Source organism: Stenotrophomonas sp. INTA L402-1, assembly GCF_059295135.1.
On the sequence record NZ_JCAFWP010000001.1, the window covers coordinates 514,639 to 537,218 of the forward strand.

Annotated in this window: 22 protein-coding genes; 5 read left to right on the forward strand and 17 right to left on the reverse strand. The window is 66.7% G+C overall.

What is annotated here, in order from left to right; all coding sequences use genetic code 11:
* Positions 1–57: 57 nt before the first annotated feature.
* The 6 genes from AC5O77_RS02295 to AC5O77_RS02320 all read right to left on the reverse strand — a co-directional run bounded on the left by AC5O77_RS02295 (position 58) and on the right by AC5O77_RS02320 (position 4,591).
* Positions 58–618 carry a hypothetical protein gene (locus AC5O77_RS02295; RefSeq protein WP_478058311.1) on the reverse strand — a complete coding sequence of 187 codons (561 nt, stop codon included), beginning with the start codon at positions 616–618 and terminating at the stop codon, positions 58–60.
* A gap of 144 nt (positions 619–762) precedes the next feature.
* Positions 763–1,314 (reverse strand): hypothetical protein, encoded by a 552-nt coding sequence (locus AC5O77_RS02300; protein WP_132810256.1) that lies wholly within the window; start codon positions 1,312–1,314, stop codon positions 763–765.
* Positions 1,315–1,372: 58 nt separating this feature from the next.
* Positions 1,373–2,353 (reverse strand): FecR family protein, encoded by a 981-nt coding sequence (locus AC5O77_RS02305; protein WP_317217346.1) that lies wholly within the window; start codon positions 2,351–2,353, stop codon positions 1,373–1,375.
* A gap of 69 nt (positions 2,354–2,422) precedes the next feature.
* A complete protein-coding gene (locus tag AC5O77_RS02310) occupies positions 2,423–2,953 on the reverse strand; it encodes an RNA polymerase sigma factor (protein WP_032128154.1) in 531 nt (176 codons plus the stop codon).
* Positions 2,954–2,969: 16 nt separating this feature from the next.
* Positions 2,970–3,650, reverse strand: coding sequence for an STN domain-containing protein (locus AC5O77_RS02315; RefSeq protein WP_478058312.1), 681 nt, complete (start codon positions 3,648–3,650; stop codon positions 2,970–2,972).
* Between the two features lie 476 nt (positions 3,651–4,126).
* A complete protein-coding gene (locus AC5O77_RS02320) occupies positions 4,127–4,591 on the reverse strand; it encodes an Lrp/AsnC family transcriptional regulator (protein WP_478058313.1) in 465 nt (154 codons plus the stop codon).
* Positions 4,592–4,718: 127 nt separating this feature from the next.
* Between AC5O77_RS02320 and AC5O77_RS02325 the strand changes: the two genes are divergently transcribed.
* The 5 genes from AC5O77_RS02325 to AC5O77_RS02345 all read left to right on the forward strand — a co-directional run bounded on the left by AC5O77_RS02325 (position 4,719) and on the right by AC5O77_RS02345 (position 8,996).
* Positions 4,719–5,450 (forward strand): AzlC family ABC transporter permease, encoded by a 732-nt coding sequence (locus tag AC5O77_RS02325; protein ID WP_014037422.1) that lies wholly within the window; start codon positions 4,719–4,721, stop codon positions 5,448–5,450.
* Entirely contained in the window at positions 5,447–5,761 is a 315-nt protein-coding gene (locus AC5O77_RS02330) for an AzlD family protein (protein WP_494506401.1), read from the forward strand. The genes AC5O77_RS02325 and AC5O77_RS02330 overlap by 4 nt, the downstream gene beginning before the upstream one ends.
* Before the next feature lie 672 nt (positions 5,762–6,433).
* Positions 6,434–6,907 (forward strand): hypothetical protein, encoded by a 474-nt coding sequence (locus tag AC5O77_RS02335; protein ID WP_494506402.1) that lies wholly within the window; start codon positions 6,434–6,436, stop codon positions 6,905–6,907.
* A 134-nt stretch (positions 6,908–7,041) separates the two neighbouring features.
* Positions 7,042–7,470, forward strand: coding sequence for a PAS domain-containing protein (locus AC5O77_RS02340; RefSeq protein WP_005409905.1), 429 nt, complete (start codon positions 7,042–7,044; stop codon positions 7,468–7,470).
* On the forward strand, positions 7,467–8,996 hold the full coding sequence (locus AC5O77_RS02345; protein ID WP_478058315.1) for a diflavin oxidoreductase: 1,530 nt from the start codon (positions 7,467–7,469) through the stop codon (positions 8,994–8,996). Before AC5O77_RS02340 ends, AC5O77_RS02345 begins: the two co-directional genes overlap by 4 nt.
* Positions 8,997–9,357: 361 nt before the next feature.
* On the opposite strand, the gene AC5O77_RS02350 is transcribed toward AC5O77_RS02345, so the two are convergent.
* The 11 genes from AC5O77_RS02350 to AC5O77_RS02400 form a co-directional block, all read right to left on the reverse strand.
* On the reverse strand, positions 9,358–10,026 hold the full coding sequence (locus AC5O77_RS02350; protein ID WP_478058316.1) for an ATP-binding cassette domain-containing protein: 669 nt from the start codon (positions 10,024–10,026) through the stop codon (positions 9,358–9,360).
* Positions 10,016–10,699 (reverse strand): molybdate ABC transporter permease subunit, encoded by a 684-nt coding sequence (gene modB, locus AC5O77_RS02355; protein WP_006371078.1) that lies wholly within the window; start codon positions 10,697–10,699, stop codon positions 10,016–10,018. The genes AC5O77_RS02350 and modB overlap by 11 nt, the downstream gene beginning before the upstream one ends.
* Before the next feature lie 3 nt (positions 10,700–10,702).
* Positions 10,703–11,446 (reverse strand): molybdate ABC transporter substrate-binding protein, encoded by a 744-nt coding sequence (gene modA, locus AC5O77_RS02360; RefSeq protein WP_049423005.1) that lies wholly within the window; start codon positions 11,444–11,446, stop codon positions 10,703–10,705.
* 19 nt (positions 11,447–11,465) lie between these two features.
* A complete protein-coding gene (locus AC5O77_RS02365; protein ID WP_478058317.1) occupies positions 11,466–12,242 on the reverse strand; it encodes a helix-turn-helix domain-containing protein in 777 nt (258 codons plus the stop codon).
* A gap of 11 nt (positions 12,243–12,253) precedes the next feature.
* Complete coding sequence (locus AC5O77_RS02370; protein WP_478058318.1) at positions 12,254–13,468, reverse strand: coproporphyrinogen III oxidase; 1,215 nt, start codon at positions 13,466–13,468, stop codon at positions 12,254–12,256.
* A 142-nt stretch (positions 13,469–13,610) separates the two neighbouring features.
* Positions 13,611–14,942, reverse strand: coding sequence for an MFS transporter (locus tag AC5O77_RS02375; RefSeq protein WP_494506403.1), 1,332 nt, complete (start codon positions 14,940–14,942; stop codon positions 13,611–13,613).
* 23 nt (positions 14,943–14,965) lie between these two features.
* Positions 14,966–15,865 carry a peptidylprolyl isomerase gene (locus AC5O77_RS02380; protein ID WP_494506404.1) on the reverse strand — a complete coding sequence of 300 codons (900 nt, stop codon included), beginning with the start codon at positions 15,863–15,865 and terminating at the stop codon, positions 14,966–14,968.
* 3 nt (positions 15,866–15,868) lie between these two features.
* Positions 15,869–16,576 (reverse strand): respiratory nitrate reductase subunit gamma, encoded by a 708-nt coding sequence (gene narI, locus AC5O77_RS02385; RefSeq protein WP_494506405.1) that lies wholly within the window; start codon positions 16,574–16,576, stop codon positions 15,869–15,871.
* Positions 16,573–17,253: a nitrate reductase molybdenum cofactor assembly chaperone gene (gene narJ, locus AC5O77_RS02390; RefSeq protein ID WP_049423010.1), complete on the reverse strand. Its 681-nt coding sequence runs from the start codon at positions 17,251–17,253 to the stop codon at positions 16,573–16,575. Before narJ ends, narI begins: the two co-directional genes overlap by 4 nt.
* Positions 17,253–18,797 carry a nitrate reductase subunit beta gene (gene narH, locus AC5O77_RS02395; RefSeq protein ID WP_478058321.1) on the reverse strand — a complete coding sequence of 515 codons (1,545 nt, stop codon included), beginning with the start codon at positions 18,795–18,797 and terminating at the stop codon, positions 17,253–17,255. Before narH ends, narJ begins: the two co-directional genes overlap by 1 nt.
* Positions 18,797–22,540 (reverse strand): nitrate reductase subunit alpha, encoded by a 3,744-nt coding sequence (locus AC5O77_RS02400; protein ID WP_494506406.1) that lies wholly within the window; start codon positions 22,538–22,540, stop codon positions 18,797–18,799. The genes narH and AC5O77_RS02400 overlap by 1 nt, the downstream gene beginning before the upstream one ends.
* Positions 22,541–22,580 lie beyond the last annotated feature (40 nt).

The following is a 22,580-nucleotide window of genomic DNA, read 5'->3' on the forward strand; positions in this document are numbered from 1 at the left end:
TGTTCCGCCCTCGTCATCCTGGAAGAGACCGCTGCGCCATGGTCAGCGGTGCATGTGTCAGTACGATAAACATCCGCCTGCTATTCGCTGCGCGCGTGCCTGTGCAGGCGCAACACGTGTAGCCGGGGCACATGCAGACTCGAACAGGTGCTGCGGCACGCTGGCCAGCGCATTGTCGATGCAGCCGCGCAGCAACGGGTGCGCGCAGGCCTGCAGCAGGCGCACGCACTGCATCGGCGACCACGCGGTGCCATGGTCGAGGCCGATGAACATCCGGTAGGCCTGGTGGTAGCGCAGATCGTCGTACACGCGCTGCGCACTGTTGAGATCACGCACGACCACCAGCAGCGCCGCACGTTGCAGCAGCCGCACATCGCCTGCATCAAGCGGCAGCGCGTTCATGGCCGCTTCGGGCCAGGGCCGCAGCTGCAGATCGAGGGCGCGCCGCAACGCCGCCAGCGGATGCGCGCTGCTGTCCAGTGCCGCCCAGCGCGCCGCATCTGCCCAGGCGTCACTGGACAGTACCCAGACCCACGAGTGCCCATAGCGCTGCACGTTCACGGGCGTATGCCGTGCCTGTTCCAGCGACTGGCTCAGGTGACGATCCAGCTCCAGCATGCTGATCCTGCGACTGTCTGCCATCGGCGCCGCCCGTGCTCCGCGACGCGTGGTGCGTCGTACTCTGCAGAAGACGTCAGCAAGGCAGGTGAAGCGACAACGCGAATGCATCTCTGTGCGCTGCGTGGCGCTTCATCAGCAACGTCATCGCAGCGTCATCTGCCTGCAGGCTTCGCGCTCCAGTCGCGGCACGTCGCCGCCGCAGCGCCGCGCAAGAATCGCCACCTCACTACGCTGCGCGAACGCCGCCAGCGCGTCGGACATGTCCACGTCATCCAGCCATGACGCCATCGCAACACGCAGCGCTGGCAGCTGCCAGCCATCCATCACGCCATGGGTGCCGGCCACGAACCAGTGCCAAAGACGATGATGCTGTACCTGCTCGTGCAGTTGCACGAGATCGTCGATGCCGTGCATGCCCATCAGCAGCAGCACGCGCGCCATCGCCGCAGGCGGCAGCGTGCCGGCCTCAGCGAGGGGCAGCACCTGCTGCTGCAGCCGCAGCAGCATCGCCAACGGGTGCGACTGCGGATCGAAGTCCAGCAGCACGGCCTGTTGCTGCCACTGCGCGTCGGACACCACGCACACCCATGGCGAGCCGTAGCGATGCACCATCAAGGGCCGTCGCTGCGTGGTTTCCAGCAGCGCTGACAGATTGCGGCGCAGATCCAGCACACCGATGGTCTCGTTGCGCATCCTTGGCGTCTCCTTGCTTGCAACAGCCCTGCACGGCGCGCACGGCCAGCGTCTTCATCTAACCAAGGACGGCAATGCCACCCGGAAAGCGACGCAGATCCAGCGACATCGTCAGTCGCAGCTGCTCCAGCGCCGCGTCCGGATCATCGATGCGGAAGCGGCCGCTGACCGGGGCCCGCGCCAATGCCGATTCGCCCAGCAGCACCTTGCCACGGCGGTAGCGGTTGATTTCATCCACCACCTCGCGCAATGGAGCGCGACGGAACACCAGCATGCCCTCGGTCCAGGCGCTCACTTCCGAGGCCAGGGCTTCGGCCACCACGCCACTGAGGCGCTCGTCGTATTGGGTCTGCTGGCCCGCCTGCAGCTGCAGGCGGCCCTGCGGGTGCTCGATGCGGGCGCTGCCCTGCAGGCAGGTCACCCGTACCTGGCCGTGGGTGTTGCGGACGTCCAGGCGCACCGCACCTTCATCGGCAATCACGCAGCCCGGCCCCGCGAACAGGGCGAGGCGCAGGCCTGCCTGGGTTTCGATCGCGGCCTGGCCCTGCACCAGCTCGAAGCCTTCGCCCTGTGTGTCCGAACGACGGCGCAGGCTGCTCTGCGTATCCAGTTCGATCTTCAGCAGCGGCAAGGGCGCGATCTGCAGTCGCTCACCGGTGCCGGTGTGGAAATCGGCCGCCATCGCCGTCACCGAGGGCCACAGCCCCAGCGGCGGGCGGATCGCCGCCACCACCACCAGGCTGGCCGGTGCGGCAATCGCGGCGCCCAGGAAGGCGCGCCGGCTCCAGCGCTGGGACGGCGTCGGCGCGACCGGCTGGCGCGCAGCGGCGGGCAGCTGTTCGCCGGCCAGGCGTACCTGCTCCCATTGCCGGCGCGCACGGCCGAATGCTTCGCGATGACGCGGATCAGCCTCGCACCACTCACGGAACCTGCGCCCATCAACGGCGGTCGCCTCGCCCGAGGTCAGCCGCACCACCCACGCGTGGGCCTGACGCTCGACGGCATCCAGCGGGCGTTGCGGGCGATCGTCAGGATCCATGGGGGCTCATGCCGGACCCGCACGCTGCGGGGTTCTGCTCGGCGTCAAAGTGTAGACGGATGCCGCCGCTCAGAACCGCACCTGACGCCCCTGCCCGCTGCGCTCGGCCAGGTAGTCCTGGGCCGCTTTCAGCTCGCGCTGCACAAGCCGCAGCGACACGCCCAGCTGGTCGGCGACGTCGCGCTGCTGCAGGCCATCGACGCGGATCGCCAGCAGGATGCGGCGTCGGCGCTCGGGCATGCGCTGCAGCAGGCCGACCATGTCCTCCAGCGCGAAATCCAGTTCGGCCGCCTGCGCCGGGCCCGGTGCAGGGTCGGCCATCTCCATCAGCGTATCCACCTCTTCCAGGCTCAGCAGGCGGTGGTCGGCACGCTGGCGGTCGATCACCGTGTTCATCGCCATGCGCAACAGGTAGGCCGCGGGGTTCTGCACGGCATCCAGGCGGTCACGGCGCGCACTCAGGCGCATCCAGGTGTCCTGCAGCGCATCGCCGGCCAGCTCCTCCGAGCCCAGCTTGCGCACCAGGCGGCGCTTCAGCTCGTCGTAGGCCCCCAGAAGGTGGTCCATCAGGTCAACTGCCCCAGCCGTACCGTTGCTCATGTTCGAATCCTTGAAGTCATGGAAGGGGCGCGCGCCGGCCACAGTCGTGGTCGGTGCCGGAAGGTCGGATCTGCAGGGTCACCGGCTGCGGCAGCGCGGCGGCATCGGGCGCCAGTACCAGGCCGTGCAGCGCGTGAAGCAGGCGCGCATCGCGGCGGGCACTTCCGCTGCCCGACAGCAGCTCGGGCTGCTGCACCCGGCCCTCGCCGTCGACGCGGAAGCGCAGCGTTGCGGCATAGCGGCCGGGCGCGATCTCGGGGTCGTCACAGAACGCCGCACGCAGCCGCTGCTGCAGGCCGCCATATCGGCGCCGACGCTCGGCATCCGGGAGCTCGGCGCCAATACCGGGTTCGGCTGCCGCGGGCGTGCCCCGGCGCAGCACCACGCGCTGCTCGCCGATCACCTCGGCCTCAATACCGGAATCCTGCAGCAGCATCTGCAAGGCAGGCAGCGGCGCAAGGCTGGCGCGCAGCGCATGGCTGCTACGGCCGGCGGCAAGATCGCCCGGGTACATCACCGACCACCCGCTGATGACACTGAAGCGCTCGACCGCCTGTTCCAGCGGCTGCGCAGGGATGTCGTAGGCATGAACACCGTCCTGCGCGGCAGCGGCAAAGGACAGCAGCAGCCATGCGGCGATGGCCACCTTCCAAGTTCTGACCGCATGGTGTCCATTCAGCCCCCTGACGTAGAACACATGACCCTCGGCAGCGACAGCAGCTGCAGTGGACGCGCGCCACAACCGGAGACCCGGCCCGCGCGACCAGCAAGCAGGCTCAAACCGTACCGGGGCCAGATGTCATTGCGATGACCGCTGCCTACGCCCGGCGTTGAGCCAGGCTCCGTGAACCCAGTCACGCATCAGGAATCAATGAATCGAACAGACATGTCCATCTGCTCCCGGGGTCAGAGCCCGTTGCACAGCAACGGGATCCGACCCCAACAGGTCGCGGGGAACTGTCAGGCGCGGGGCGGTGTGGGCAGGCAGGACCGTTGGCGCCATGGATGGCGCCATCGAGCCCCCATGGATGGGTCTACGGCGTGTCCTGCCTGGCCACACCGCCCCGCCGCCCTGGGAACATCGCCGTTGCGGTTGCTGTTGCTCCTGAGGTTGCCGGCCAGCGGCCGGCACTACCGCGGGTGCCGGGTGCAAACCGGCCGGCCCCCCAATCCTCAAAGCGGCAACTGGGTCGTCTGCTTGATCCGCTGCATCGGAATCTCGGTCTTCGTGTTCTGCACTCCGGCGATCCGGTTCAGGTGCTGCATCTGGAACCGCCGGTAGGCATCAAGATCCGCCACCGCCACCCGCAGCAGGAAATCGCAGTCGCCCGCCATCAGATGGCATTCAAGCACTTCCGGGAAAGACTTGATGCTGTTGATGAAGTGATTGGTGGTGTCCTCGTCCTGCCCGCGCAGCCAGACGCGCACGAACACCGTGAAGCCGCGGCCCACCTTCGCCTCGTTCAACAAGGCCACATAGCGGTCGATGTAGCCGCCCTCCTCCAGCAACCGCACCCGGCGCAGGCAGGCCGAGGGCGAAAGGCCCACCAGCCGGGCCAGCTCCAGGTTCTGCAGGCGACCGTCACGCTGCAGGGCATCGAGGATGCGGCGATCGAGGTTGTCGAGCTGATACTGCATGGGATTTCACCGTTGGCGACCTTGGTCGCATGGAATCTCAATATTCCCGAATTGAATGGCATCAACGCAACCCGATTTCGCGATCGGACCGCTAGCATGGGCCACCCCCACCTCGTTGTGCCGTTCCATGGACGCCCGTACCACCCTCCCCCTGCCCGACACCTGCGATACCGCCCCGCGCGCCGAATTCCTGCGCGGCCTGCGCGCCGCCGTACCGGTGATGATCGGCTTCATTCCCTTCGCCCTGGTGCTCGGCGCCCAGGCCGCCCAGAAAGGTCTCAGCGCCCTGGAAGTGCCGCTGATGACCGGCCTCAACTTCGCCGGCGGCTCGGAGTTCGCCGCTGTCGAACTGTGGACCTCGCCGCCGCATATCGCGCTGATCGTGGCGATCACCGCGCTGGTCAACAGCCGCCACCTGCTGATGGGCGCCAGTCTGGCCCCGCTGCTGCAGCACCTGCCGCGCCGCCGCGTGCTGCCGGCGCTGTTCTTCATGTGCGACGAGAGCTGGGCGATGGGCGTGGCCGACGCGCGCCGCCGTGCGCTCGGCTTCAGCCTGGCCTATTACCTGGGCGTGTCGGCAGGCCTGTACACGGTCTGGGTGGCCTGCACCGCGCTGGGCGCGATCGTTGGGCCGATGCTGGGCGACATCCACGCCTATGGTTTCGACATGGCCTTCCCGGCCGTGTTCCTGGTGCTGCTGCGCGGCATGTGGCAGGGCATGAAAGCAGCGCGTCCGTGGCTGGTCAGCCTGGTGGTGGCCGCGGCCACCTACCTGCTGGTTCCCGGCGCCTGGTACGTGGCCAGCGGCGCGCTGGCCGGCCTGGCCGCAGCCTGGCTGCTGGCGGAGGACGCGGCATGATCTTCAACGGACTGATCCACTGGACCTCGGTGCTGACCATCGTGCTGATGGCCGCTGCCACCTACCTGACCCGCATCATCGGCTTCCTCGCGCTGCGCAACCGCACGATGAGCAAGCGCGCAGTGACGGTGATGGAAGCCGCGCCGGGCTGCGTGCTGATCTCGGTGATCGCGCCCGACTTCGTCGCCGACAAGCCCGCCGACCTCGCCGCGCTGGCGATCACCCTGCTGGCCGCCACGCGGCTGTCGATGCTGCCGACGGTGCTGATCGGCGTGGTATCGGCCGGTGTGCTGCGCTATCTGATGGGCTGACGCACGCGCGAGGTCCCCACGTGGTGTGACTGGAGGCGCGAAGGTCGCTATCAGCTCGACCTGCACATTTGCGTGCCGCCTCAAACGTGGCCCGGAGCCACCTACTGGAGGTGTTTGAAAAAATTCCGATTGCCTGATCGAGCCTGAGCCGGTACGGATCGACTGCCGAATCAGCGGGTTGAGCTGATCGGTCAATCGACGTCCAACGTGGAGAGTACCAATGAGCAATCTGCGAGTTATCGTGGCAGCAATCGGTATCACCCTCACATCTACTCGCGGGCTGCCCCCCTGATGCAGCGCCGTCAGTCCAGGCGTGCCCAACCGGGCCTCCCCCTCGGGCTCTATGCTGGGCTGGCGGCAATCCTTCTGGCCACAAGTGCGTGCCAATCCATCCAGCTGCCTCCCCGGAACCTGGTCAGTCCCGATGGAGGGTATGCCACCCTGCTGCGAGGCCCTTCCTCACATCTGAAGATCAGCACAGTGTCGATGCTTCCCGGCCCGGAAAGCTCGGAGTTCCCCAATCGATCCATCGAGTGCGGGTGGTCATCCGTCGCAACTCGAGTTCTCTGGGCAGATCGAGCGCTTTCGGCCATGCAGGCGTCACGGCTCTGCGAGGCCGCCGCACGATCCGCTGGACTGCCGCTCCAGGCCAATGGGCAGGAACGGACGCCTATGCGCTATCAGTTGACGATCGTAAGTGACGGAGGCGGCATCTGGCGACAGCTGCCGGGACCAGAGCCGCCGGGTCAGATGGTCAGCTTCTGGTTTCCCTCCGGCCCCGACACCGACTCGCTGCGCAGGCGCGTGATCGCCACCACCGCCCATGAGTTCCAGCATATCGCCACCGCATTGGCAGGACAGCCTCCGCGCGGCGGGCAGCGCGAACCAGACGCCTATCTGGCAGGCGCATGTGCCCAGCTGATGATCGAAGGCGCCGTTGCACGTGCGGATCTGCCTGGCGGACACGATCCGCGAGCTGATCCGTTTCTGCCATCGGCAGCCAGGCGCTCCGCGCATGCAGGCAGTACGACCGGGGGAGCGCTGCTGCGGTTCTTCGGTGACGCGGACACCTTGCACATCAATGAGGGAGGCCGCCACCTGATGCGGCATTGCCACGAGACGATCGGCTTTCCCCTGCAGCAGTGAACGCACCCTGCGACACCCGGTCGCAGCCGATCCAGCCACCCGCTTGATCAATGTCAATCCGCCCGCCGCCGTGCGGGCGTATCTCTATGCAGGAACCCAATACGCCGGCGTCACCGGCATCCAAAGGACCTGCGATGAGCTACACCCCCGACAACGCCCAGCTGCTGAATGCCATGCAGAACGTCATGGTGATCTCGACCACCGACCTGCAGGGCAACATCACCTACGCCAACGACCTGTTCTGCACGCTCACCGGGTTCGCGCGCGAGGAGCTGATCGGCCAGCCGCACAGCATCGTGCGCCATCCTGATGTGCCCAAGGCGGTCTACAAGGACATGTGGGACACCATCAAGGCCGGCAAGACCTGGACCGGCATCGTGCCCAACCTTGGCAAGGGTGGCGTGCTCTACGTGGTGGACACCACCGTGCAGCCGCTGTTCGACGCCGACGGCAACATCACCTCGTACATCAGCATCCGCCGCGTGGTGAACGACCTGATGCAGAACTACGACCTGGTCGAGTTCAGCAAGGAAAAGTTCGACGACTTCTACGAGGCCGCGTGAACGCCCTCCCGACCAGTACGCCCTTCAGCCGCCTGCTGGTGGGCTTCGCGTCCGAGTCGGGCAATGCCCGCGCCCTGGCCCAGCGCCTGGGCGCGGACCTGCAGCCGCACGCGCCGCAGGTGCTTCCGTTCAACGATATCGACGTGGCCAGCCTCGGCCACGGCGATGTGCTGCTGGCGATCTCCAGTTCCTTCGGTGACGGCGAACCGCCGGCCAACGGCGAACAGTTCTTTGAAACCCTGCGCCAGACTCCGACACTGAGCGGCCTGCGCTATGCAGTGTTCGGCCTCGGCGACACCGGCTACCCCAGCTTCTGCGGCTTCACCAAGGCACTGGATGCGGCGCTGAGCGAGCGCCAGGCGCAGCCATTGCTGCATCGCGTCGATGCCGACCTGGGCTACGAGCAGTTCTTCCAGCAATGGCAGCCGGTGCTGGGCCAGGTGCTGGATGGCGACGCGAACGCTGGCCAGGACCTGCACCTGCAGGTCACTGCCTATGGCGAAGACAATGCCTTTGCCGCCCCCATTCTCGAACGCCGCCGCTTGAACAGCAGCGACCCGGCTGCCTGGCACCTGCAACTGGACATTGCCGGCAGTGGCATGGCCTACCGCGCCGGCGACACCCTGCACGTGGTACCCGAGAACGACCCTGCCCTGCTGCAGGCATTGGCCACCTGGTACGGCGACACCGTCGCTGTGGCTGCGCTGCATGATCGGGAGCTGCGCCTGCTGAGCAAGGGCGTGTTGCGCGAACTGGCCAAGCTCGGTGGCAGCGACGTTCTAAAGAGCCTGTTGAAGGTCAGCCAGAAGCGCGAGCTGGAAGCCTACCTGCACGGCCTGGACCTGCTGGACATACTGCAGGACCACGCCACCCCGGACAGCATCCCGCTGGCCCGCCTTCGCGAGCTGCTGTCACCACGCCTGCCGCGTTCCTATTCGATCGCCTCGCACCCGTACCACGACCAGCTGAGCCTGTGCGTGCGCGAAGTGCGCTACGCCCTGCGCGGTCGCGAGCGCTTCGGCACTGCCACCGGCAGTCTGCTGCACGGCGGCGATACCGCTCGGGTGTACTGCCGTTCCAATCCCGGCTTCCGTCTGCCCGACGCGGGCGATGCACCGCTGCTGCTGGTCGGCACCGGCACCGGCATCGCACCGTTGATGGGCCTGATGCAGGAACTGCAGGCCAACGCCTGCGAACGCGAGGTGCACCTGGTGTTCGGCGAGAAGCACAGCCAGCACGATTACCTGTACCGCGAACAGCTGCAGGACTGGCACGCGCGCGGTGTGCTGGCCGGCCTGCATACCGCGTTCTCGCGCGACGGCGCCGAGAAAGTCTATGTGCAGCATGTGCTGCAGCAGCGCGCCGACGAAGTGCGCGATGTGCTGGCCCGCGGCGGGCATCTATACCTGTGCGGCAACAAGAGCCACCTGGAAAGCGCGGTGCGCGAGGCCATCGATGCGATCAGTGGCGAAGGGCACTGGGACGCGCTGCGGGGCGAAGGCCGCACGCACTGCGAGTTGTATTGATCCATTCCACTGGATTGCGCGAACGCTGGACTGGTAGAGCCGGCCGCTGGCCGGCTACTCCGGATTCCATGGTTGCCGGCCAGCGGCCGGCACTACCATCAGCTGTAGTCAACCATCGCCCGTGCGTCGCGAAACCCCTGAACCGGTAGAGCCGGCCGCTGGCCGGCTGCTCCGGATTCCATGGTTGCCGGCCAGCGACCGGCACTACCATCAGATGCAACCATTCATCGCCTGAGCGTCGCGGAACCCCTGAACCGGTAGAGCCGGCCGCTGGCCGGCTGCTCCGGATTCCATGGTTGCCGGCCAGCGGCCGGCACTACCATCAGATGTAGCCATTCATCGCCAGTGCGTCCATCGCGGGTCAACTGCCGACGATGCGACCATCCACCACGCGTGCTACCTGCTGGCCGAACATGGCTACATCCTGCGGGTCGTGGCTGATCAACAGCAACGGAATACCAGTCTTGTCCAGCACGGTCTCAAGCTCCTGGCGCAGGTGCTGGCGCAGATCATGATCCAGCGCGGAGAACGGCTCATCCAGCAGCAGCGCCTGCGGCTGCGTCACCAGGGCGCGTGCCAGTGCAGTGCGCTGGCGCTGGCCACCGGAGACCTGCGACGGTAGAAGATCACCGACCGTGTCGATGCGGAATGCGTGCAGCCACTGCTCCACCGCATCGAAGCGCTGGCCAGCCCGCGGATTCAACCAGCCCTTCTGCAGACCGAACGCCACGTTCTGGCGCACGCTCAGGTGCGGGAACAGCGCGTAATCCTGGAACACGTAGCCCAGCCGGCGGCGCTGCGGCGGCAGGTCCACGCCGGCCGCCGCGTCAAACAAGGTCTGCCCCTGCAGGCGCACGTGGCCCTGGCCCGGCCGCAGTAGCCCGGCCACCGCCTTCAGCGTCAGGCTCTTGCCAGCCCCCGAGGGCCCGAACAGCACCACCTGCCGCTGCGTGCACTGCAAAGCTACGTCCAGCACGAAACTCTGGCCGGCCGCCTGCAGTCGGCGCTGCACCTGCAGATCAAGCCACATCGCGCAGCTCCCGGCGACGCCCGCCCACCAGCCGTGCGGCCAGCAGCAGGATCACGATGCACACCACCGAGGTCAGGATCACCAGCGCATTGGCCTTGCCGTCCTGACCGGCCTGCACCGCTTCGTAGATGGCGATCGACAATGTCTGCGTGCGGCCCGGAATGCTGCCAGCCACCATCAAAGTGGCGCCGAACTCGCCCATCGCACGTGCAAACGCCAGCAGCAGGCCGGCGAGGATGCCACGCCAGGCCAGCGGCAGCGTGATGCGGAAGAACACCGCCGCTTCGGACACACCGAGCGTGCGTGCCGCCTGCTCCAGCTGTCCGTCCACTTCCTCGAACGCGGCGCGTGCCGGCTTGAACACCAGCGGCAGCGAGGCCACCGCCGCAGCGATCACCGCCGCCTGCCAGGTAAACACCAGGTTGATGCCGAACCACGACTGCAACCACGCACCGATCGGTCCGTTACGGCCGATCAGCACCAGCAGGTAATAGCCCAGCACCGTCGGCGGCAACACCATTGGCAGGGTCAGCAGCGAATCCAGCAGCTCACGGCCGGGAAAGCGCCGACGCGCCAGCAGCGCGCCCAGTGCCACGCCCAGCACCAGATTGATCGCGGTGGCCCAACCGGCCACCTTCAGCGACAACCCCAGTGCGCTCCAGTCGAGATCCATGCCTCAGGGCTTGCCGAACCCGTGCCTGGCCAGGATCGCCTGGCCCTGTGCCGAACGCACGAAGGCGGTGAAGCGCTTGGCTTCAGCCGGTTGCGTACTGGCCTTGGTCACCGCCAGCGGATAGGCAATGCGCCCCGCCACAGGCACCGCGAAAGCGCGGCGCACGCGGTCGGGCATTGCCTGCGCATCGGTGGCATAGACGAAGCCGGCGTCCACTTCACCGCGCGCCACGTAATCCAGCGACTGGCGCACGTTCTGCGTGGTGATGGTCTTTCCCTGCACCGACGGCCACAGGCCCGCTGCTTCCAGCGCGCCCTTGGCATAGCGGCCGACCGGCACGCTGTCCGGGTTGCCCAGTGCGATGCGCTGCACACCGGCACCGGCCAGGTCCTTCAAGGTACGCGGCGCGGCCTTGGCCTGCGGCGGCACCACCACCCACAGCGCGTTCACCGCGAACACCTCGCGGGTACCTGCGGCCAGCAGATCCTGCTGTTGGGCCTGATCCATCGTGGTTTCATCGGCCGACGCGAACACATCCACCGGCGCGCCACGGCTGATCTGCTGCAGCAGTACGCCGGACGCGGCGAAGTTGAAATCGACCTTGGTTCCCGGGTGTGCCTTCTCATAGGCGGTGCCGAGTTCACGGAAGCTCTCGGTCAGGCTCGATGCCGCCGACACCGTCAGCTCGGCGGCCCAGGCCGGCAGCGTGGCCAGCAGTCCCAGCAACAACAGTCCAGCGCGTTTCATCGTCGGCTCCCGGCCAGGTTCAGTTCGGATCGGATTCGTCGGCCACCGCCAGCGCCGCCAGGCGCTCGGGCTGCAGCAGCAGGATCTCGCGCTGCTTCACCGCGATGATCCCATCATCGCTCAGGCGGCGCAGCACGCGGCTGGCGGTTTCCGGCGCCATCCGCAGGTAGTTGGCGATCTCGGTACGCGCCATCGTCAGGTTGAAGCGCGTGGCGGAAAAACCGCGCCGCGCGTAACGCTCGGACATGTCGAGCAGGAACGCGGCCATGCGCTCTTCGGTACGGTGATTCGCGGCCAGCGTGGCGACCTTGCCGATCTCCGCACTGAGCAGGCTGAACAGCTTGGCCTGCAGCCCCGGCATGCGTGTGGCCAGCAGGCTCAGCTTGGGGAACGAGATGCGGCACAGGTGCACGGTGTCCAGCGCCACCGCATTGCAGGGGAAGCGCGAACCGTGGATCGCATTGAGGCCGATCACTTCGCCCGGCAGGCTGAAGCCCAGCACCTGCTCGTTGCCCTGGCTGTCATCGACGAAGGTCTTGACCATGCCGGCGCGTACCGCGGCGATCGAATCGAACGATTCGCCAGCGCGGAAGATGTAGTCACCCGCATGGAACGGACCGACGTGGTCGACCAGGACGTGCAGATCGCCCAGCGCGGTCTTGTCATAACCCTGCGACATGCAGGCATCGGAAAATGCACAGGTACTGCAGAAGTGCAGCGCGTCGCCATCATCGGCGGCGGCGGGGTTCGGCGTGGACCGGCCGAGGCGACCCTGGGAAGGCGGAGTTGAAGACATCGGGGCAGGACTCAAGCGATGGCGGCCGCCGGCCGGAAGCATGAGGCCATCATACGCCACAGCAACCGCCCTTCTTCGGCCAGCCGCAGCACGCGTGCATCCCACTGCGCCCAGCCGCGCGCCAGCAACGGCGACAGCGCCGGCAGCTGTTCGGTGAAGCATTCTTCGAACGGTTCATCATTACGCCACTCGAAGGCCGCGGCATCCAGGGCATGGTCGCAGGCGATGCTCTGTGCCACCTCGGCCGCCATCCGCTCGTCCTCGGACAGGATCAGTCCCGCGGCCACGCCCATGTGACCGGACTGCAATCGCGCCCGCCATTCGCCCAGCTCGTCCTCCAGCCGGTAGAACACTTCGCCGATCTGGCTGCAGGCGGACAGGCCAAGCCCGATGAAATCACTGCGGTCACGCCGTGGCACACCCGCCAGGTCGCAATGGCGCTGGCCATCGCCCGGGCCATGCGGGTTGGGCAGGTCGCCGCGCTGGTAGTGGTCACCGCCGATCGGTTCGTAACCGGCCGCGCGCAGCAGGCGCCAGGCCTGCAGCCAGTGGGCCGCCGAGGGATCCCGGGGCAATGCGCACGGCGCTGGCAACAGGATGCGCTCGGGTGCTTCGGCCAGCACCTCATGCAGACGTTCGATGAAACCGGTGTCCTCACAGGCGGGCACGCGCAGCTGGTAGTAGCGCGCGGTGAAGCCGACCTGCCGCGCCTGTGCCAGCAGGGTCGGCCCCGGCGCATCGGCACGGTCGATCACGTTCAGGCGGGTGCAACCCACCGCGCGCAGCTGCGCCGGTGACAGCGCGCTGCCGGCGTCCAGCCGCACCTCCACCTGCGGGCGCGCCACCGTGCGCAGGTGCTGCGGCACCGCATCCAGCAGCTGGCCCAGCTGGGATGGCGGCAAGGTCTCGGCCAAGCCCAGCTGCAGCACCATCGCCACGACTTCGCGGTCCTCGGCCAGGGCATCGGCCTGCAGCTGCAGGGCCAGCAGCAAGGTGTCCAGATACGCCTGTGGCGGCACATCGCGCCCGCCACGACCGGCCTGGAAGCCGAGCGTCAAGCCACGCGGGATCAGGTGCTCGTTGCTGGCACGCACGGCGGCACGCCAGCCGCTTTCGCCAAACCCGGTGCTGAACTGGTCAGCCGCCGGGAACAGCACATGCCGGGGCTGCCGCAGCAATGCCGCCTGCAGCGCAGTGTCCTCACTCTCATCGACGTGGAAGCTCATGGCACACATCTTCGGGCGTTCCTCTTCGCGTGGCCCTGATTGAAATCAAGCGTGGCGCATCGGTCGGTTCATGCCGGCCAGCGGCCGGCACTACCCTTTCGCCCGCTACCCGGTAGTGCCGGCCGCTGGCCGGCAACCCCGTTCACCTACCGCGCACCCGCTCGGCGGCGGCCGCATCGATGGCTTCGGGCAGGTCGGTCTCGCGGTCGATCTGCGGGAAGTGACGGCGCTCCATGCGGCGAATAGCAAAGTGCATCCACGCCAGTGCAGTCGCCACCAGCACGAACAGCAGCATGAAACAGCTGCTCCAGATGCCCACGGCATCGTTCAGTGCGCCAAACACGATCGGCAGGATGAAGCCACCCAGGCCGCCGATCATGCCGACCACACCGCCCACCGCACCCACGTGCTGCGGGTAGTACACCGGAATGTGCTTGTAGACCGCGGCCTTGCCCAGCGACATGAAGAAGCCCAGCACGAACACCAGCACGGTAAACATCACCACGCCGATCGCCAGATGGAAGTGGATCGGGCCATGGATGCCCTTCACCACGTACTCGGTATCCGGGTAGGCCAGCAGGAAGGTGCAGATGGCCGACACGCCGAAGGTCCAGTACATCACCCGGCGCGCCCCCATCCGGTCCGACATCCAGCCACCGACCACGCGGAACAGGCTGGCCGGGATCGAATAGCACGCCGCCAGCATGCCGGCGTGGCCTACGTCCATGCCATAGGCGCCCACCAGGTAGTGCGGCAGCCACAACGCCAGCGCCACGAAACCGCCGAACACGAAGAAGTAGTACAGCGAGAACCGCCAGACCTGCAGGTTCTTCAGCGGCGCCATCTGCTCGGCGAACGGCACCGGCTTCACGCCTTCGCGGCGGCGCTGCTCCAGTGACGGATCTTCCTTGCTGAAGAGGAAGAACAGCACCGCCGTGACGGCCAGCGCGACCGCCCAGACCTTGGCGACCATGGTCCAACCGGCGGCCACCATCACCAGCGGTGCCAGCAGTTTGGTCACTGCCGAGCCGATGTTGCCGGCACCGAAGATACCCAGCGCAGTGCCCTGCTTGCTGGCCGGGAACCACTTCGACACGTAGGCCACCCCCACCGAGAAGTTGCCGCCGGCGATGCCCACGCACAGCGCGGCGATCAGGAACTGGGTGTAGGTCTGCGCATAGGTCAGCATCCAGGTGGCCACGGCGCCACACAACATCACCAGTACCATCACCTTGCGGCCACCGAACTGATCGGACCAGATGCCGAGGAAGACGCGGCTGACCGAACCGGTCAGCACCGGCGTGGCGATCAGCAGGCCGAACTGGGTGTCGTTCAAACCGAGCTGTTGGCTGATCTGGATGCCGATGATTGAAAAGATCATCCACACCGCGAAGCACACGGTGAAGGCAAACGTGCTCAGCCACAGCGCACGTTGCTGCTGCCCCACACTGGCGGGGGCAAGGGCCTGGTTCATGGGGTCTCCTCGTTCAATGGGGTTCAGCCGATATCCGCTTCGGCTTCGATCTCATCCAGCCCGCGCACCGGGTAGCGTTCCTGCAGCTGCAGCAGGTAGGCCTGCACCTCGCGCTGGCGCACCTGCAGTTCCAGGTAATCACGCAGCTGCGGCAGCACCGTCTCGAACGGCTGTGGCTGGCCTTCCTCGCGGGCATCGACGCAGACCACGTGGTAGCCCCAGCGCGATTCCACCGGGAATCCCGCCAGGCCCTCGCGCAGGCGGAACACCTGGCGGTCGAACTCCGGCGTGGTCTGCCCGCGCTGCAGCCAGCCCAGGTCGCCGCCCTCGCTGCTGGACGGGCAGCGCGAATGGCGCAGGGCGAAATCGGCGAACAGGTGCGGCGATTCCTTCAGCAGTCCGACCAGCCGCTCGCCTTCGGTGCGTGCGGCGAAGCGACCGGCCACGTCGTCGGCCGGCGCAGCCAGCAGGATATGGTGCAGGCGCACGCGGTCTGGCGAGCGGAAGCGCTCCGGGTTCTGCTCGAAGTAGCGGCGGCAGTCCTCATCGGTCGGCACGCGGTCTTCGATCGCGTCTTCCAGCAGTTGCTGGATCAGCACTTCCTCGTCGCTGACCCGGTTGCCCTCCGGTGCCTGCAGGCCCAGCCGCTGCGCTTCCAGGCGCAGCAGCTCGCGCACCACCAGTGCACGTGCCGCCTCGGCACGTGACTGTTCCGGGCGCATCGCCCGGTGGTGCTGCATCTCGCGGGCGATATCGGCCTCGCTGATCGCGGTCTCGTCCACGAACAACCGGCACGGTGCCGGCTGCCCGAGCGAGCGCGGTCCCTGCTCCGCCGCGTCGTGATGGTGCGAATGGGCCTCGGCCGGAACCGGGGCATTGGAGTCGATCACGGTGATCGGCAGGAATTTCGGCAGGCTGCCCATGGCTTACTCCCGCGGACCGTAGCGCAGCGTGGCCTGGCGGCGGCGTACTACCTGGTAGGGCCGCCACAGGTAGCTGACAGGAATGCTCCACACGTGCACCAGGCGGGTGAACGGCGCGATCAGGAACAGGGTCAGGCCCAGGAAAATGTGCATCTTGTAGACCCAGCTGACGCCCTCGATATAGTCGGCGGCACCGGCGCGGAAGGTCACGATGTGCTGCGCCCACTCGGCCAGCTGCACCATCACCCCACCGTCCAGGTGGCCGGACGAGACGCGGATGCTGTACAGACCCAGGCACAGCTGGGCGAACAGCAGCACCAGCACCAGGGTGTCGCCAAAGCTGTCAGTGGCACGCACGCGCGCATTGAACAGGCGGCGAACCAGTAGGATGCTGATGCCGATGAAGCACAGTGCGCCGAACACACCACCAACCACCATCGCCAGCATCTGCTTCTGCGACGACGTGATGAAGTGCTCGTACACCGCGTGCGGGGTCAGCAGACCGACCAGATGGCCACCGAGGATGGCCAGGATGCCGATGTGGAAGCAGTTGCTGCCGATCCGCATGCCCTTGTCTGACAGCATCTGGCTGGAGCCGGTGCGCCAGGTGTACATGGCCTTGTCGTAGCGCGCCCAGCTGCCGATCAGCAGCACCGCCACGGCGATGTACGGGTAGTACTGGAAGGCGAATTGATGCAGGGAGTAACTCATGGCTGGACCTCTCGATGCGAAGGACGGGCCGGCGAACGCACGGGCGGCTTGCAGTCCTCGGCAGGGGCTTCGGCGCCGAAGCGCACCGCCTCCTCCTCCCACAAGCGGTCCATGGCCTCGGCGGTATCGTCGCGGACTTCCTCGCTGGCACGCTGGCGCAGCGCCTGCAGATCGGCCTTGCCGTCGCCGGCTTCGACCAGGATCTCGAACAGCACCCGGTGCGGCAGCTCACGCTCGGCGGCACGCGCCGCCAGCATCCCGGCGATATGGCCGATGTGGTGCAGCCACTCGCGGGCCTCGCTGCCAGGGCGATGGGCCAGGAACTCCAGCAGCAGCGGCAGGTAGTCCGGCAGCTCGCGCGCATCCAGTTCGAAGCCGTTGCGGCGGTAGGTCTCGACCAGATCGACCATGGCCTGGCCGCGGTCGCGCGACTCGCCATGGATGTGTTCGAACAGCAGCAGGCTCATCGAGCGGCCGCGGTCGAAACTGGCCAGCCACGCCGCCTGCGCATCCAGCGCATCGGTAGCCAGCAGCTGCTGCACGAAGATGCGCAGCTGCTGGCGGCGGGCGGCGCCCAGCGCCGGGTCGTCGCAGGCGGCGAGCAGTTCCTCGCCGTGCTGCCACAGTTCTTCGCGGGGGTAATCCAGCAGCACCCCAATCAACTTGAGCACGCTCATCACACCACCTCCTTGCGGCGGTGGTTCGGGCCCTTGTCCACCACGAAGGTGGTGCTCTTGCGCTGGCCGAACAGGTCGGCCGGGCTGTCACCGTTGCAGCCGTTGCCGAAGGTGAAGCCGCAGCCGCCGCGCTCTCCGAAGGCATCGTTGGCATACTCGCGGTGGCCGGTCGGAATCACGAAACGGTCCTCGTAGTTGGCAATGGCCAGGTAGCGGTACATCTCTTCCACCTGGGCGATGCTCAGCCCGGTCTGTTCCAGCACCGCGGTGTCTTCCACGCCATCCACGTTCTTGGCCCGGCGCCAGGCACGCATCGCCATCAGACGCTCCAGTGCGCGTACCACCGGCGCTTCGTCACCCGCCGTCAGCAGGTTGGCCAGGTAGCGCATCGGAATACGCAGCGAAGCCACGTCCGGCAGCTCGCCGCTCATGCCCACGCGGCCACGCTCGGCGGCGGACTGGATCGGCGACAGCGGCGGTACGTACCAGACCATCGGCAGCGTGCGGTATTCCGGGTGCAGTGGCAGCGCCAGCTTCCAGTCGATCGCCAGCTTGTACACCGGCGACTGCTTGGCCGCGTCCAGCCAGCTGTCCGGGATGCCCTCGGCGCGCGCGGCGGCGATCACCGCCGGGTCATTCGGGTCCAGGAAGATATCCAGGTGGGCCTGGTACAGGTCCTTCTCGGCGGCCACCGAGGCGGCCTCAGCGATGCGGTCGGCGTCGTACAGCATCACGCCCAGGTAGCGGATGCGGCCCACGCAGGTTTCCGAACACACGGTCGGCTCACCCATCTCGATGCGCGGGTAGCAGAAGATGCACTTCTCCGACTTGCCGCTCTTCCAGTTGTAGTAGATCTTCTTGTACGGGCAGGCCGACACGCACATGCGCCAGCCGCGGCACTTGTCCTGGTCGATCAGCACGATGCCATCTTCCTCGCGCTTGTAGATCGCGCCCGACGGGCACGCCGACACGCACGCCGGGTTCAGGCAGTGCTCGCACAGGCGCGGCAGGTACATCATGAAGGTCTTCTCGAAGGCGCCGTAGATCTCCTTCTGCACCTGGTCGAAGTTGTAGTCGCGCGAGCGCTTGCTGAACTCCGAACCCAGGATCTCCTCCCAGTTCGGGCCCCACTCGATCTTCTGCATGCGCTCGCCACTGATCAGCGAGCGCGGCCGCGCGGTGGGCTGGTGCTGGCTGTCCTTTGCGGTGTGCAGGTTCTGGTAGTCGAAATCGAACGGCTCGTAGTAGTCGTCGATCTGCGGCAGGTCCGGGTTGGCGAAGATCTTGGCCAGCATGCGCCAGCGGCCACCGGCACGCGGCACCAGCTTGCCGGAGCGGGTGCGCACCCAGCCGCCGTTCCACTTGTCCTGGTTCTCCCATTCCTTCGGGTAGCCGATGCCCGGCTTGGTTTCCACGTTGTTGAACCAGGCGTACTCGACGCCCTCGCGCGAGGTCCAGACGTTCTTGCAGGTGATCGAGCAGGTATGGCAGCCGATGCACTTGTCCAGGTTCAGCACCATCGCGATCTGTGCACGGACCTTCATCACACCACCTCCTTGGCGGCGACCGGTACGGCCTCGCCATCTAGCCAATCCACCTTGTCCATCTTGCGCACGATCACGAACTCGTCGCGGTTGGTGCCGCAGGTGCCGTAGTAGTTGAAACCGTAGGCCAGCTGCGCGTAGCCGCCGATCATGTGGGTGGGCTTGAGCACGATGCGGGTCACCGAGTTGTGGATGCCGCCACGGGTGCCGGAAATCTCCGAGCCCGGCACGTTGATGATGCGTTCCTGGGCGTGGTACATCATTGCCATGCCCGGCATCACGCGCTGGCTGACCACCGCACGTGCGGCGATCGCACCGTTGACGTTGAACAGCTCGATCCAGTCGTTGTCGACGATGCCGGCGCTGCGTGCGTCGTCCTCGCTGATCCACACGATCGGGCCACCGCGTGACAGCGTCTGCATGATCAGGTTGTCGCTGTAGGTGCTGTGGATACCCCACTTCTGATGTGGGGTGATCCAGTTCAGCACGATCTCCTTGTTGCCGTTCGGGCGCTGGTTCAGCAGCGGCTCCACCGTGCGCGTGTTGACCGGCGGCCGGTAGCCCATGAAGGCCTCACCGAAGTCGATCATCCACTCGTGGTCCTGGTAGAACTGCTGGCGACCGGTCACCGTGCGCCACGGAATCAGCTCGTGCACGTTGGTATAGCCCGCGTTGTAGCTGACGTTGTCGTCTTCCAGGCCCGACCAGATCGGCGAGGAGATGATCTTGCGCGGCTGTGCCTGGATGTCACGGAAGCGGATCGCCTCGTGCTCCTTGCCCACCGCCAGGTGGGTGTGCTCGCGGCCGGTGAAGGTCCCCAGCGATTCCCAAGCCTTCACTGCGACGTGGCCATTGGTCTCCGGCGCCAGGTGCAGGATCACCTCGGCCGCATCGATCGCGGTCGAAATGGCCGGGCGACCCTGGCTCACGCCCGCGTCGTGCACGGTGTGGTTGAGCTTGCCGAGGAATTCGACCTCGTGCTTCGTGTCCCAGCTCATGCCCTTGCCGCCGTTGCCCAGCTTGTCCAGCAGCGGGCCCAGCGAGGTGAACTTGCGGTACAGGTTGGGGTAGTCGCGCTCCACCACCGTCATCGAGGGCATGGTCTGGCCCGGAATGGCCTCGCACTCGCCCTTCTTCCAGTCGGCCACGCCGAACGGCATGCCCAGCTCGTTGGGGGTGTCATGCAGGGTCGGCACCAGCACCAGGTCCTTCTCCACGCCCAGCACACCGGGCGCCATCTCGCTTACGGTGCGGGCAACTTCCTTGAAGATCTCCCAATCACTGCGCGATTCCCACGCAGGATCCACCGCCTTCGACAGCGGGTGGATGAACGGGTGCATGTCCGACGTGTTGAGATCGTCCTTCTCGTACCAGGTGGCCGTGGGCAGCACGATGTCCGAGTACAGCGCGGTGGTGCACATGCGGAAGTCGAGCGTCACCAGCAGGTCGAGCTTTCCTTCCGGCGCTTCGTCGCGCCACTTCACTTCCTCCGGCTTGACCGCGCCCATCTCGCCCAGGTCCTTGCCCTGCAGGCCATGGCGCGTGCCGAGCAGGTGCCGCAGCATGTACTCGTGGCCCTTGCCCGACGAACCCAACAGGTTCGAGCGCCAGATGAACATCATGCGCGGGTGATTCTGCTGCGCGTCCGGATCGGCGAAGGCGAAGTCCAGCGAGCCGTCCTTGAACTTGCCCAGCGCGTAGTCGGCCGGGGCAACACCCGCCGCTTCGGCCTCGCGTACCAGCTGCAGCGGGTTGCGGTCCAGCTGCGGCGCACAGGGCAGCCAGCCCATGCGCACCGCGCGCAGGTTCAGGTCGGCCAGGCTGCCTCTGTACTTGCTCGCATCCGCCAGCGGCGACAGCAGCTCATCCACCTGCAGCTTCTCGTAGCGCCACTGCCCGGTGTTGAAGTAGAAGAACGAGGTGCCGTTCATGTGGCGCGGTGGCCGGCTCCAGTCCAGGCCGAAGGCCAGCGGCTGCCAGCCGGTCTGCGGGCGCAGCTTTTCCTGGCCCACGTAATGCGCCCAGCCGCCACCGGTCTGGCCCACGCAACCGCACATGATCAGCATGTTGATCAGGCCGCGGTAGTTCATATCGTTGTGGAACCAATGGTTCATGCCGGCGCCGACGATGATCATCGAACGGCCATGGGTCTTGTCGGCGGTACGCGCGAACTCGCGGGCGATCTCGATCACCTCACCACGCGACACGCCGGTGATGCGTTCCTGCCAGGCCGGGGTGCCCGGCACCATGTCGTCGAAGCTCGATGCCACGTTGCCGCCGCCAAAGCCACGGTCCACGCCGTACTGGGCCAGCAGCAGGTCGTAGACCGTGGCCACCAGGGTCTCGCCACCCTCGGCCAGGGCCAGTCGACGCACCGGGATGTTGCGCTCAAGCACGTCGTCGGCCGGCGCAGCGGTCCAGCCCTCCGACTCGATGCCACCGAAGTACGGGAAGCTGACCGCCTCGATGCCGTCGTTGGCGTCGGACAAGCTCAGGCGCAGGCGCGTGTCGGCGCCGTTGCTGGCCTTCTCTTCAATGTTCCAGCGACCCTTCTCACCCCAGCGGAAACCGATCGAGCCATTGGGCACCACGATCTGGCCACTGTTCTCGTCGTAGGCCAGGGTCTTCCAGTCCGGGTTGTTGGCTTCACCCAGCCCGCCCAGCTCACTGGCACGCAGGAAGCGGCCCGCCACCAGGCGGCCATCGTCGCGACGCTCCAGGCGCACCAGCATCGGCATGTCCGAGTACTGGCGGCAGTAGTCCTGGAAATACTGCGAGGGCGAATCGACATGGAACTCGCGCAGGATCACATGACCGAAGGCAAAGGCCAGTGCCGCGTCGGTGCCCTGCTTGGGGTGCAGCCAGTGATCGGTCAGCTTGGCCAGCTCGGAATAGTCCGGGCAGATCGCCACCGTCTTGGTGCCGTTGTAGCGCGCCTCGGTGAAGAAGTGCGCATCGGGCGTACGCGTCTGCGGCACGTTCGAGCCCCAGGCGATGATGTAACGGCTGTTGTACCAGTCGGCCGATTCGGGCACGTCGGTCTGCTCGCCCCAGATCTGCGGCGAGGCCGGCGGCAGATCGCAGTACCAGTCATAGAAGGACAGGCAGGCGCCGCCCAGCAGCGACAGGTAACGCGCGCCGGCGGCGTAGGACACCATCGACATCGCCGGAATCGGCGAGAAGCCGACCACGCGGTCCGGGCCGTACTGCTTCACCGTGTACAGGTTGGAGGCGGCGATGATCTCGTTGGCCTCTTCCCACTGCAGGCGCACGAAGCCGCCCATGCCGCGGCGGGTCTTGTACGAACGCGCCTTCTCCTTGTCCTCCACGATGCTGGCCCAGGCATCGACCGGGGCCTTGCTCTTGCGCGCCTCGCGCCACAGGCGCAGCAGCGTGCCGCGGATCAGCGGGTACTTCAGCCGGTTGGCGCTGTACAGGTACCAGGAATAGCTGGCGCCACGCGGGCAGCCACGCGGTTCATGGTTGGGCAGGTCCGGGCGCGTACGCGGGTAGTCGGTCTGCTGGGTTTCCCAGGTGACCAGGCCGTTCTTGACGTAGATCTTCCAGCTGCACGAACCCGTGCAGTTCACGCCGTGGGTGGAACGCACGATCTTGTCGTACTGCCAGCGGGCGCGGTAGCTGTTTTCCCAGTCGCGGCCCTCGCTCTTGGCGAATCCGTGGCCATCGGCAAAGGTCTGGGGGTCACGCTTGAAGAACTGCAAGCGATCGAGGAAATAACTCATCGGGGGTCTCCCTTTGCGGACATCGGCATCGTGGCTGTGT